The following is a 12,611-nucleotide window of genomic DNA, read 5'->3' on the forward strand; positions in this document are numbered from 1 at the left end:
TCAAGCCGACTCCAAGGTTTTCAGCCAGGCGATTTCATCGTCGCTGAAACCGGCTTCCTGACGGGCTTCGAAATTGAACGGTCCGCGCAAATCGCCATGAAAGTAATCGTCAATGATCTGAGTAAAGGTTTCGAAAGGATTCAGGCTCCGCTCTGCACACAAGTACCGAAACCAACGGGTACCGACCTCGACATGACCGATTTCGTCCCGCAGCAGTATCTTCAAGATTTCCACACCGCGTTTATCGCCCACGGCACGCAGTTTTTGAATCATCGGCGGCGTCACATCCAAACCGCGTGCTTCCAGCGTTCTTGGCACCAACGCCATGCGAACCAATGGATCATGATCGGTTTCATAGGTCGTCACCCAGAGACCGTTATGGGCAGGAAAATCGCCGTATTCATAGCCCAAATGATACAAATGCTCGCGCACCATTTGAAAGTGATAGGACTCTTCTCCCGCCACGCCTAACCAATCCCGATAATATTCTCGGGGCATATCCTGAAAACGGTAAATGGCATCCAGCGCCAGATTCACGGCATTGAATTCAATGTGTAAAATGGAGTGCATTAACGCCGCGTGGCCTTCTTTGGAACCCAACCGGCGCTTGGGCAACTCTCTGGGCGGCACCAACTCCGGTTTTTCGGGGCGACCGGCATCCGGCACCTTATGGATTTCAGATGTCGGTTCAAAGTCGAAGGCATCTTCAGTCCACCACTGTTGTAGCAAAGCCAATTGCCTTACCTTTTCATCCAAATCGGATTCCACCAGACAACGGTAAGTCTGTTCAAATAAATTGTATTTCACACCCAATTCCTAACAACGAATAAAAAACGCCCGGAAACAAAAAAGCCGACATAAAGCCGGCTTTTTCTTCCTAACCTGTTGGCGATTACTTGCTGAAGTAATAAGCCGCTTGAAGGTAAGGTGTGCCACGATATTGTTTCGCATCGATGGAATCGAACAATTTCGCCCATTTGGCACGATCTTCCGGAGTCATTACATAAGATGGGTTTAGACCCAAAGTCTTCTCACCGTAAGTCGCTTCGATTTTGCTCAACTCAGCAAAACACTCACCAACAGTTGTTTTCTGCTCGTAAGCACGTGCCGCAGTGGCCCCTTTCTCTCTTGCCAACTTAACGATCGTGTCACCGTCTGCAACACATTGATCATATTTTGACTCTGCAGCTTGCACGTTTAAAGTGAACGCGGCAACAGCTGCAACAAATAGCGCCTGTAATGTTAATTTCATTCAAACCACTCCGTTATCTTACCGTTGTATTTATATTAGGATTTAATCATTTACCGGGACTATTTTCAGTCTTTTTAGTGCAAATTGCAACCGAAAACCCTGACTTTCAGCTATAAAATAATTAAATGCTTATAAGCTTTTTTTATAGTCCAGTCGCGGCTTTGAGGACGACGAACTCAACGGCTTCGCCCAAAACGAATCCCCCAGACGACCAGCAGCACCAACATCAGCATAAACAGAACTTGGGAAACGCCGTGCCACTGCGCAAAGGTCATTCCATATAACTGTGGCGATCTAGCCAGCCCCATGACTTTCAATTCCATCATCAGCGGCGAAATCCCCCACAAATTACCCGCGACCGACAAGGCCGCGACCCCCAGCAGAAGTTCCCGTTTCGGACGAAACCGTTTTTGCAGCACCAACAAGCCAAGCAACCCAAGCAAAAGCAGTAAGTCAACCCCATATAGCCCTGTCAAAAAAATCCCCATCAGCTCACCGGCGGTTTCACTGCTCAAGCGGCCAAACAAAACCGGCGCAACAACATAACCGATGGTGATATTCGCCGTGAGCAGAATCATCAACAGTGCCAAATGCATGACTAAAAGCCCCCAACCGATTTAAATATATTGGATTTCGACAATTTCGTAGTCGATGTTGCCGCTTGGGGCTTTCACCACCACTTCGTCCCCCTCCTCTTTGGCGATCAAGGCGCGTGCAATCGGCGAATTGACGGAAATTTTATTGTGTTTCAAGTCGGCTTCTTCTTCACCGACGATCTGATAGGTGACTTCCTCATCGGTTTCCACATTCAGGACCGTCACCGTCGCACCAAACACCACTTTTCCGTTTGGATTCAGTTTGGTGACATCAATAATCTGAACGCGTCCCAGCATGTTTTCGATTTGCTTGATGCGTGCTTCAATCAACCCTTGCTGCTCGCGAGCGGCATGATATTCCGCGTTTTCCTTGAGGTCGCCATGCTCTCTCGCTTCGGCAATGGCATTGGAAATCGTCGGACGGTCTTCTTTCTTCAATTTTTGTAATTCGGCTTGCAGGGCGTCTGCCCCTTCTTTTGTCATCGGATGTCTTTGCATTCTCTTTTCCTCACACTCTTCCTAAAACAAAAAACGCCGAGCCCTTGCTCGGCGTTATTTCAGATGACGGACGCTACGGATTAAATCGCTTGCAGCTTGGTCACTTTTTGGTTGTCCAAGTAATCCATAGAGGCCACCATAGCCAAAGCGCCTGCCATCGTCGTTGTATAACAGGTTTTATGCATCAACGCTTCACGGCGAATACTCGATGAATCTTTAATACTAACAGAACCATCGGACGTATTCACAATCAAATCCACTTCTTCGTTGACGATGGAGTCCACAATATTCGGACGTCCTTCCGTTACCTTATTGACGATTTCGCATTCGATACCGGCTTCTTCCAACGATTTGGCTGTGCCACGCGTCGCCAAAATGGTGAACCCTTTCGCAATCAGCTTATTCGCTAAATCAATCACCTTGACGCGATCGGCTTGGCGTACGCTCAAGAAGGCTTTACCGGACGTCGGCAAAATGGTGCCGCCCGCCAATTGCGCTTTTTGATAAGCTTCCGCAAAAGTATCGCCCACGCCCATGACTTCACCGGTTGATTTCATTTCCGGCCCAAGAATCGGGTCCACACCCAAGAACTTAATGAACGGGAAAACCGCTTCTTTCACCGAGAAATGCGTTGGACGCACTTCTTTAACGAATTGCTGATCCGCCAGTTTTTGGCCGACCATGCAACGCGCGGCAATTTTCGCCAACGGATGACCGATGGCTTTGGACACAAACGGAACCGTTCTCGAGGCACGCGGGTTGACTTCCAGCACATAAATCTCATCGCCTTTGACGGCAAACTGGGTATTCATCAAGCCCACCACGCTCAAGGCCTTGGCCATTTTTTCGACCTGGCTGCGGATTTCATCCTGAATGTGCATTGGAATGCTGTACGGCGGCAAGGAACAAGCCGAATCACCGGAGTGAATCCCGGCTTGCTCGATGTGTTCCATTACCCCGCCGATGACGACCTGTTCGCCATCGCTCACCGCATCGACATCCAACTCAACCGCGTCGTCCAGAAAACGATCCAACAGAACCGGCGAGTCGTTCGACACTTTCACCGCTTCCGTCATATAACGCGACAAATCGGCATCGTTATAGACGATTTCCATGGCTCGCCCACCCAAGACATAAGACGGGCGCACCACCAGCGGATAACCGATTTCATTCGCCAACGCCAAAGCCTGTTCTTCACTGCGCGCCGTACGGTTAGGCGGTTGTTGCAAATCGAGTCCGTGCAACATTTGCTGGAAACGCTCGCGATCTTCCGCCAAATCGATGGATTCCGGCGACGTCCCGATAATCGGTACGCCAGCGGCTTCCAAATCTTCCGCCAGCTTCAGTGGTGTTTGACCACCGTACTGGACAATAACGCCCTTCGGCTTTTCGACCTCGACAATTTCCAAAACGTCTTCCAACGTCAATGGCTCGAAATACAAACGGTCGGACGTATCGTAGTCAGTGGAAACGGTTTCCGGGTTGCAGTTGACCATAATGGTTTCATAACCGTCTTCGCGCATCGCCATGGCGGCATGCACACAACAGTAATCGAACTCGATCCCTTGGCCGATACGGTTCGGACCACCGCCCAATACCATGATTTTTTCGCGCTCGCTCGGCGCCGCTTCACACTCTTCTTCGTAAGTGGAATACATGTAAGCCGTCGAAGTTTCAAACTCGGCCGCACAGGTATCGACGCGCTTATAGACCGGACGAACATTCAAGGTATGACGGAACTTACGGATAAAGGCGGCATCCGTATCCAACAATTTCGCCAGACGATTATCCGAGAAACCTTTACGCTTCAATTGACGCAACAGATTTTCATCCAACGCATCCAAACCGCGTTGTTTGATGTCGTCTTCCATGTCGACCAGCTGTTTAATCTGAGACAGGAACCACGGATCGATGCGGGAAATCTCATAAACGGTTTCCAAACTCCAACCGGCACGGAAAGCATCCGCGACATACCATAGGCGCTCAGGGCCCGGCGCACGTAATTCCTGACGCAAGACATCCTTGATATCTTTTTCATCCATGGTCGCCAACGGCATGACTTCATCCAAACCGTCTTTACCGGTTTCCAAACCGCGCAACGCTTTTTGCAAGGACTCCTGGAAATTACGCCCCATCGCCATGACTTCACCGACCGACTTCATTTGCGTCGATAGGCGTGCATCGGCTTGCGGGAATTTTTCAAACGTAAAGCGTGGAATCTTCGTGACCACATAATCGATGGACGGCTCGAAGGAAGCCGGCGTAGCGCCGTCGGTAATGTCGTTGCTCAACTCGTCCAACGTATAACCCACAGCCAACTTGGCCGCGACTTTTGCAATCGGGAAACCGGTGGCTTTCGACGCCAGGGCCGAAGAACGCGACACACGCGGGTTCATCTCGATGATAATCATGCGCCCGGTTTCAGGATTGATCGAGAATTGAACGTTGGAGCCCCCGGTTTCAACCCCGATTTCGCGCAAAACCGCCAAAGAGGCGTTACGCATGATTTGATATTCTTTATCGGTCAAGGTTTGCGCCGGTGCCACCGTAATGGAATCCCCGGTATGCACCCCCATCGGGTCCAGATTTTCGATGGAACAGATGATGATGGCGTTGTCGTTTTTGTCGCGCACCACTTCCATTTCGTATTCTTTCCAGCCCAGAATCGACTCTTCAATCAACAACTCTTTGGTTGGCGACAAGTCCAGACCGAACTTACAGATTTGTTCGAACTCCGCTTTGTTGTAAGCGATACCACCGCCGGAACCACCCAACGTGAAAGACGGACGAATGATGGTCGGGAAACCGACCTTTTCTTGAATCGCCCAAGCTTCTTCCATGTTATGCGCCACATCGGACACCGGCATATCCAAACCGATTTTCGTCATCGCCTGACGGAAGCGGTCGCGGTTTTCCGCTTTGTCGATGGCATCGGCATTGGCGCCAATCAACTCGACATTGAATTCTTCCAACACACCATGCTTGTCCAAATCCAGCGCACAGTTCAAAGCGGTTTGACCGCCCATGGTCGGCAAAATCGCATCCGGACGTTCTTGCGCGATGATATTGCGAACCGTTTTCCATTCAATCGGCTCGATATAGGTCGCATCGGCCATTTCCGGGTCGGTCATGATGGTCGCCGGGTTGGAGTTGACCAGAATGACACGGTAACCTTCTTCTTTCAGCGCCTTACAGGCTTGTACACCGGAGTAGTCGAACTCGCAGGCCTGGCCGATAATGATAGGACCCGCACCAATAATCAGAATACTTTCTAAATCACTTCTTTTTGGCATCTTCTTTAACTTCCTATCACTTATGCTTGTTTGTATTTTTTAATATTATCGATGAACTGGTCGAACAAAGGCGCGACATCGTGCGGCCCCGGACTGGCTTCCGGGTGCCCCTGGAAGCTGAACGCCGCCTTATCCTTGCGCTGGATCCCTTGAGAGGAACCGTCGAATAGTGAACTGTGCGTGGCTTCCAAGCAATCCGGCAAGGTATCCGCATCCACAGCGAACCCGTGGTTCTGTGCGGTAATCATCACTTTCTTGGTTTTCAAATCCTGCACCGGATGGTTCCCACCGTGGTGACCGAATTTCATCTTCACGGTTTTCGCACCGGATGCCAGTGCCAACAACTGATGCCCTAAACAGATACCGAAAACCGGAATATCGGTTTTCAAGACCTCTTGAATCGCTTCGATGGCGTAATCACATGGCTCCGGGTCTCCCGGGCCATTCGACAGGAAAACGCCATCCGGGTTCATCGCCAAGACTTCATTCGCCGGCGTTTTCGCCGGAACCACCGTCAACTTACAACCACGATCCGCCAACATACGCAGAATGTTGCGTTTGATACCGTAATCAAACGCCACCACGTGATACGGCGTGTTATCGGAACAGTCTTTATGCCCTTCGCCCAACACCCAAGTGCCTTGGGTCCAGACATAAGTTTCCGGCGTGGTGACTTCTTTGGCCAAATCCATCCCCTTCAACCCGGCGAACGCTTTGGCTTTGGCGACGGCCGCATCGGCGTCAATCTCATCACCGGCCACGATAATGCCGGACTGGGCGCCTTTATCACGCAGAATGCGCGTCAATTTACGCGTGTCGATATCGGCAATCGCCACCACATTTTGTTCTCTCAGGTAATCGGGCAGGGATTTTTCCGCACGGAAGTTGCTCATCAGCGGCGGGCAATCGCGAACAATCAAACCTTGAGCCATAATTGACGGAGACTCTTCGTCTTCTTCGTTCACGCCCACATTACCGATATGCGGATAAGTTAACGTCACAATTTGTTTGTAATACGATGGGTCTGTCAGAATTTCCTGATAACCGGTTAACGAAGTATTGAATACCACTTCACCGATTGTTTCCCCTTCGATACCAAGAGACGTTCCCCAGAACAGGGAGCCGTCTTCCAAAGCCAATAAAGCTGTTTGTGTCATTGATTTGTTCCGCCCAACAGAAATTCAAAAACTTTTGGGGAGGCCATATAAAAAAACGGAGCCAATTCCCAGAAGGAACTCACTCCGTTTTTTCTTAGAAATCAGTGGGTTTCACCGCCATTTCTCGTACCGACCCCAAATAGTCAAAGCCATAAAAATAAGATTACGCGGATTGTACTTGATTCGGGCCTATCTGTCTATATTAAAACCGCAGTAAAACGACGTTTTTCAATAAGTTTTTCCAGCGTCAATAAAAGTGATTGAGGTTAAAAGCCTGGTCAAAAAGAAGCGGAATCTTTTACAATGGCTTTCCGTTTAAATATCGCATGAACGCTTCGATTCGCAGAACGTTCATCCGTCGTTCCTAAACCCTAACCATCAGGACAACCGACTATGTTCCCAAAACACTATCACCGCTTTGTCGCCGCTTTCACCATGTCCGTCATCATGGTCTTCGTCATGACGGCGGTCATCACCGCCGTCAATACCGGCATCGGCGGTAACTTCATCCAGCGCTGGTGGGAAGCCATGCTGGTGGCCTGGCCGATTGCGTTTGCCGCCATTTTGGTCATCGGCAAGCCGGTTCAGCAGTTCACCACCAAAGTCTGTTCCAAGTAATCGGCTCGGCGCCCGTTTAAATCAATCCGCTTGCGCTCCGGCATCGCTCGGTGCCGCCGGATTGACGAACCGCACCTTCGCCACCCACCACAAACTCAACAGACTGATGCTCGACAGCATGAAAATAAACACCACCACTCGAGTCAAACTGCCGTCATGCAAGGCTCCCATCACCAAGCCCATCACGCCCCCGAACGCAAAGATACTGGTACCCACCAAGGCGTTGGCCGTGCCGGAAATATGCGGAAAGAAATCCATGTAACTGGCCTGTACGTTTGGCGTAATCGCCCCCAGCAGTCCCAAAATAAAAAACTGAATCAACAACACCAGATACACATTCGGCTCGAACAGTTCCACATAACTCACGAACAATACCGTCATCACCACCTGGCCGATTAAAGCGCCGAGCACAATTTGCTGTGGTTCGTAATGTTTCAACAAGCCGATATTGACCCGGTTAAAGAACATCACGCCTAACACCACCAGGCCGAAATAAAACGGGAAGGACGCTGAGCTGACACCAAAGAAATCCATGTAGATAAACGGCGACTCGGTAATGTATACGAACAAAATACTGCTGGCGAAGCCCTGCGCCAGCAAAAAGCCCAAGGCCCGAGTGTTCGACAGCACCGTTTTATAGTTTGCCAGCAACTGCCAAACCGATTCACCCCGCGCCTTTTGACGTGCTTCCGGCCCCACGGTTTCCGGCAAGGCCCATTTCACCACCACAAACAACAAGCCGGCATACAGCGCCAGAAACAAAAACACCTTATGCCAATCGCCCAAGTTCAAAATCAACGCCCCCACGCCCGGAGCCGCCAAAGGCGCTATCAGCATCACCATCGCAATCATCGAAAACACTCTGGCACTCTCCCGCCCCGAGTATAAATCGCGCACAATCGCCGCCGAGACCACCGTAGCGAAACCGCCGCCCACCGCCTGCAGCACCCGCATCACATACAACTGCTCAATCTGCACCGAAAACATCATCAACGCCGAGGTGACCGAAAACACCAACAAACCGATAAACGCGATGGGTTTACGACCGAAACGGTCGGATAAGGGCCCGCCAATCAGTTGCCCCAGCGCAAAACTGATCAAAAACAGCGGCACCGTCAAACTCACTTCATTGACGGTCGCCTCCAATGCGGTGGCGATTTCCGGGATGGCCGGCAAATAGGTATCGACCGCAAAAGGGGTCAAAGCGACTAAAGCCCCTAACCTTGGAGCCAATTGTCGAGCAGACAAAGCGTGCATAATAGCGAATCTTCCAATGAAAAAGTGTGCCGTAAAACGGCTTGAGGGGTTAAGAACGACGTTAACGCCCAGATAAAATGTTACATGTTTGTAAACATCTATATCATACCACAGCCATACTCATTGAAACCGGCAATCTCAGAAACCACCAGGCCTGGTGGTTTCCGCTATTCGCTCTGTTATCGGCTTTAAGCCTCGGACAAAGCTTGAACCTTTTCATCAAAGGCCTGCTTCAAGCGTTTAAACATCGGCCCCGGACAGGCCGTCATGCGTCGCCCGCCGATGTCCGCCACCGGCAGCATTTCCGCGCCCGACCCGCTGAGAAAAACTTCATCGGCATTATAAACATCATACAAAGATAGCGGCCTTTCGACACACTCTATCCCCAAAAATGCCGCGAGCTCGAGAATAAAACGCAGTGTAATGCCATTCAACGCACACTCCGAACTCGGAGGTGAAATCAACGCTCCATTCTTGACCACAAACACATTGGCCGCACTGGCTTCGGCAACACGCCCTTGCGTGTTCAGCAAAAGTGCGTCGTCGGCACCGGCTTGATTGGCTTCGATTTTCGCCAGAATATTGTTCATATAATTCAAAGTTTTAATTTGACTGTCAAACACATCCAACGGCATACGTCGCGTGGCGGCGACAATCAACTTCAAACCGGATTGCGCCGAATCACGCATCATCTTCAACTCGTCGCACAGAATGAAAACCGTCGGTGTTTCACAGCGCTTCGGGTCCAGCCCTAACGCGCCCGAACCGCGCGTGACTACCAAACGTAAATACCCATCCGTTAAATCATTCTGTGCAATGACATCACGGCAGGCCTGGTGTAAATCATCCATTGAATACGGCAGCTCCAGACAAATCGCCTTGGCGGATTGAAACAACCGCTCCAGATGCTCGGTCAATAAAAGCGGTACCCGATGATAAAATCGAATCCCCTCGAAAACGCCGTCGCCGTATAAAAGACCGTGGTCCGTCAAGGCCACGCCCGCTTGAGAGACCGGTTTGATTGCCTGATTTATCCAACACTGCCGTTCCATTACCACTCCTTAATATCCGTTATACTGTATTTCTTCGATTATTTAATGCGCCACCACCAAGGGCGCTCTGCCTCAACGTGAGTCTCCTCTGCCGTCTGCTCCACCGGCTGCCCGATTGTTTGCTTCATCCAGCCCCAACCCAGTGCCACCAAGAACAGCACAACCACCCACAATAGTTTTATGAATCCTTCACGCTTCATTGCCTGAAACCTCCATTTCCGCTTCATCATCACCAAATAATCAGTCTAAGGCTTTCCAAAAAAATATACAGATTCAAAAAATATTAAATAAACCAGTACAGATTAGCGTTAAAATCATCTGTACCGGTTTTAAAGACAACAACTGTATTGAAGTGAAGAACGAAATAAGGCCATTAGATGAGTGAAAAGACCAAGCCGCGCTCGCCGAAAAGCGAGTTTTTGTACCAGGATCTCGCCCAGTCCCTGGCGGATAACATTCGCCAAGGCACCTATGCGCCTGGTGAAAAACTGCCGTCGGTGCGCCAAAGCGCCAAAAACTTTCACGTCAGCGTCTCGACGGTGGTGTCGGCTTATTACAAGCTGGAAAGCATGGGATACATCGAGTCTCGTCCCAAGTCCGGTTTTTATGTGCGCAGTGCCCCCAAACTGTCGTTCGAAACCCCGACCCGCAGCCAACCGGAAGCCAAACCTTCCGCCGTCACCGGTCAGGAAATGGTTTTGAACCTGGTCAAAGCCGCCAATGATCCGAACATCCTGCAATTCGGCGCCGCCGTACCAGACAGCGACTTTTTGCCCATCAAACTGGTATCACAGGCCATGAAAAAAGTCTGCCACCATCAGGCCGACACCATCAGCCATTACGAATTCCCACCCGGCAATCCGGAGTTACGGCGGCAAATCGCACGACGCATGTCCGGCTTCGGTTGCGAGGTGTCCGCAGATGACATCGTCATCACCAACGGCTGTCAGGAATCCTTACGTCTGGCGTTACGCGCCTGTGCCGAGCCGGGCGACATCATCGCCATCGAATCCCCCACCTTTTATGGCTTACTGCAAGTCATCAATTCGTTGCGCATGAAAGCCATTGAAATCCCCACCGATCCGAACACCGGCATTTCGATCAGTGCCTTGGAGATGGCCATTGACCAATGGCCGATCAAAGCGTGCGTGACGGTGCCCACTTTCAGCAACCCGCTGGGGTTCAGCATGCCGGACGACCATAAACGACGCTTGAACGCCCTATTGGCCGAACGCGACATTCCTTTGATTGAAGACGACGTTTACGGCGAGCTGTCGCATCGCCACAGTCGCCCCAAACCGCTTAAGGCGTTCGATCCTTACGATAACGTCATCTACTGCTCGTCTTTTTCCAAAACCCTGTCGCCGGGCTTGCGGGTCGGCTGGGTCAGCTCGAAACGCTATTACAAACAGCTGGAATACCTGAAATACGTTTCCAACCTGTCGACGTCCTCCGCCGCGCAGCTCGCGACTCTGGACATTTTGCAATCCGGTCGTTACGACTTGTATTTGCGCCGGGCCGGGCAACAATACGCTTACGCGGTGGACCAACTCACCAGCGCCATCGTGCGGCTGTTCCCGCCCGGCACCAAGGTCACGCGCCCGGAAGGCGGTTTTGTCATCTGGGTGGAATTACCCTATGCGATCGACACCTTTGAATTGGCGAACCGCCTGATTCCGCATGGCATCAGCATCGCGCCGGGGCGTATTTTCTCCACCACCGACAAATACAATCATTTTTTCCGGCTATCCTGCGCGTTGAAATGGGACCGCGAAACCGAACTCGCGATCTTGAAGATATTGCATGAAACCGAAAAACTGCATCAGGAAAGTCAAAGCCCGACTCCGCTACGGCATTCGCTTTAAAAAGGCAGTGACTCAAAATCTCCCAGGCCTGGCAGATTTTGTCCAAATGAGGCTAGATGTTAGGTGATGGGATGCACTAGCGGAATGGCTCCAACAGGGGCTTTTCCAACGTGAAATTCGTCAGTAAAACCGTGCCACGACGCACTTGATTGGTCTGCACACAGTGAAATCCGCGCCGTTCGAAAAACGGGCGAATCAGATGCGAAGCTTCCACATACAAGCGTGCCATACCCGCTTGGCGGGCACTCGCTTCCAAATGCGCATACAAAGCCGCCGCCACGCCCTGCCCCTGAAATGCCGGATGCGTATAGGCACAATCGATATGCCCGTCGGCTTCCAGTTCCATAAAACCGACAATCCGCCCCTCCCGCCACGCGACAAAGGGCTGTTTTTGGGCCAGACGTTCTTTCCAAAACACCTTATCCGGCGGCGTGGGCGCCCAGGCTTCTTGCTGTTCTTTGGAATACACCGTCGGATCGATGGCATGCACCGCCGCATGGTATAAATCCGCAATCGCGTCGGCGTCTTGCGGCTGGTAGGTTCGAATCTGCACCATCACTCATCCAGCCTCACCGGTTTGCGCCGCGCCTTGATTTCACCTCTTTGACGCTTTTGATCCATGCGCTTCCGGCGAGCACTTTTGGTCGGACGAGTGGCTAAACGCTTTTTCGGTCGAACCCAGGCAGCTTCCAACAGTTGTTGTAACCGTTGCAGAGCCTCCCGGCGATTCCCTTCCTGAGTGCGCTGCGATTGCGCTTTAATGATAATCAGACCGTCTTTGGTAATGCGGCGGTCCGGAAGTGCCATCAAGCGCAATTTGATGGCTTCCGGCAACGAAGAACCGAAAATATCGAAACGCAAATGGACGGCGGTAGCCACTTTATTGACGTTCTGACCGCCGGCGCCTTGCGAGCGCACGGCCTGCCAATCCAGTTCGTTTTCAGGAAGTTTCCACCCGCTTGACAGCGTAATCACGCCACTCTCCTTTTCTTTCCAGTCGCCCATATAAAAAATCCGCCAGGC

13 protein-coding genes are annotated in these 12,611 nt (G+C 51.3%); 2 read left to right on the forward strand and 11 right to left on the reverse strand.

The features are described 5' to 3' along the window. The 6 genes from AYJ59_RS08940 to carA all read right to left on the reverse strand — a co-directional run bounded on the left by AYJ59_RS08940 (position 1) and on the right by carA (position 6,796). A complete protein-coding gene (locus AYJ59_RS08940; RefSeq protein ID WP_029937725.1) occupies positions 1-807 on the reverse strand; it encodes a ferritin-like domain-containing protein in 807 nt (268 codons plus the stop codon). Positions 808-892: 85 nt separating this feature from the next. Beyond that, positions 893-1,252: a hypothetical protein gene (locus AYJ59_RS08945; RefSeq protein WP_029937724.1), complete on the reverse strand. Its 360-nt coding sequence runs from the start codon at positions 1,250-1,252 to the stop codon at positions 893-895. Positions 1,253-1,428: 176 nt separating this feature from the next. Continuing rightward, entirely contained in the window at positions 1,429-1,848 is a 420-nt protein-coding gene (locus AYJ59_RS08950) for a DUF4149 domain-containing protein (protein WP_127119913.1), read from the reverse strand. A gap of 21 nt (positions 1,849-1,869) precedes the next feature. Beyond that, positions 1,870-2,346 carry a transcription elongation factor GreA gene (gene greA, locus AYJ59_RS08955; RefSeq protein ID WP_029937722.1) on the reverse strand — a complete coding sequence of 159 codons (477 nt, stop codon included), beginning with the start codon at positions 2,344-2,346 and terminating at the stop codon, positions 1,870-1,872. An 80-nt stretch (positions 2,347-2,426) separates the two neighbouring features. After that, positions 2,427-5,639: a carbamoyl-phosphate synthase large subunit gene (gene carB, locus AYJ59_RS08960; RefSeq protein WP_029937721.1), complete on the reverse strand. Its 3,213-nt coding sequence runs from the start codon at positions 5,637-5,639 to the stop codon at positions 2,427-2,429. A 20-nt stretch (positions 5,640-5,659) separates the two neighbouring features. Next, the gene (carA, locus tag AYJ59_RS08965; protein WP_127119914.1) at positions 5,660-6,796 is read right to left on the reverse strand and encodes a glutamine-hydrolyzing carbamoyl-phosphate synthase small subunit; all 1,137 of its coding nucleotides are present in this window, start codon (positions 6,794-6,796) and stop codon (positions 5,660-5,662) included. Positions 6,797-7,189: 393 nt separating this feature from the next. Here carA and AYJ59_RS08970 point away from each other — a divergent pair, with 393 nt between their 5' ends. Next, a complete protein-coding gene (locus tag AYJ59_RS08970) occupies positions 7,190-7,414 on the forward strand; it encodes a DUF2798 domain-containing protein (RefSeq protein WP_029937719.1) in 225 nt (74 codons plus the stop codon). A gap of 21 nt (positions 7,415-7,435) precedes the next feature. On the opposite strand, the gene AYJ59_RS08975 is transcribed toward AYJ59_RS08970, so the two are convergent. The 3 genes from AYJ59_RS08975 to AYJ59_RS12975 form a co-directional block, all read right to left on the reverse strand. Then, on the reverse strand, positions 7,436-8,671 hold the full coding sequence (locus AYJ59_RS08975) for a multidrug effflux MFS transporter (RefSeq protein ID WP_127119915.1): 1,236 nt from the start codon (positions 8,669-8,671) through the stop codon (positions 7,436-7,438). A gap of 188 nt (positions 8,672-8,859) precedes the next feature. Continuing rightward, positions 8,860-9,723: a branched-chain-amino-acid transaminase gene (ilvE, locus tag AYJ59_RS08980; RefSeq protein ID WP_127119916.1), complete on the reverse strand. Its 864-nt coding sequence runs from the start codon at positions 9,721-9,723 to the stop codon at positions 8,860-8,862. Between the two features lie 38 nt (positions 9,724-9,761). Continuing rightward, complete coding sequence (locus AYJ59_RS12975; protein ID WP_164730758.1) at positions 9,762-9,923, reverse strand: hypothetical protein; 162 nt, start codon at positions 9,921-9,923, stop codon at positions 9,762-9,764. A gap of 177 nt (positions 9,924-10,100) precedes the next feature. Between AYJ59_RS12975 and AYJ59_RS08985 the strand changes: the two genes are divergently transcribed. Next, on the forward strand, positions 10,101-11,588 hold the full coding sequence (locus tag AYJ59_RS08985) for an aminotransferase-like domain-containing protein (protein WP_127119917.1): 1,488 nt from the start codon (positions 10,101-10,103) through the stop codon (positions 11,586-11,588). Positions 11,589-11,664: 76 nt separating this feature from the next. Here AYJ59_RS08985 and AYJ59_RS08990 read toward each other — a convergent pair whose 3' ends face one another. Beyond that, on the reverse strand, positions 11,665-12,144 hold the full coding sequence (locus tag AYJ59_RS08990; protein ID WP_127119918.1) for a GNAT family N-acetyltransferase: 480 nt from the start codon (positions 12,142-12,144) through the stop codon (positions 11,665-11,667). After that, positions 12,144-12,563 carry an alternative ribosome rescue aminoacyl-tRNA hydrolase ArfB gene (arfB, locus tag AYJ59_RS08995; protein ID WP_206197866.1) on the reverse strand — a complete coding sequence of 140 codons (420 nt, stop codon included), beginning with the start codon at positions 12,561-12,563 and terminating at the stop codon, positions 12,144-12,146. The genes AYJ59_RS08990 and arfB overlap by 1 nt, the downstream gene beginning before the upstream one ends. Between the last annotated feature and the right edge of the window lie 48 nt (positions 12,564-12,611).

This window comes from Thiomicrospira sp. S5 (assembly GCF_003991075.1).
In the GTDB taxonomy this organism is placed as follows: Bacteria; Pseudomonadota; Gammaproteobacteria; order Thiomicrospirales; family Thiomicrospiraceae; genus Hydrogenovibrio; species Hydrogenovibrio thermophilus.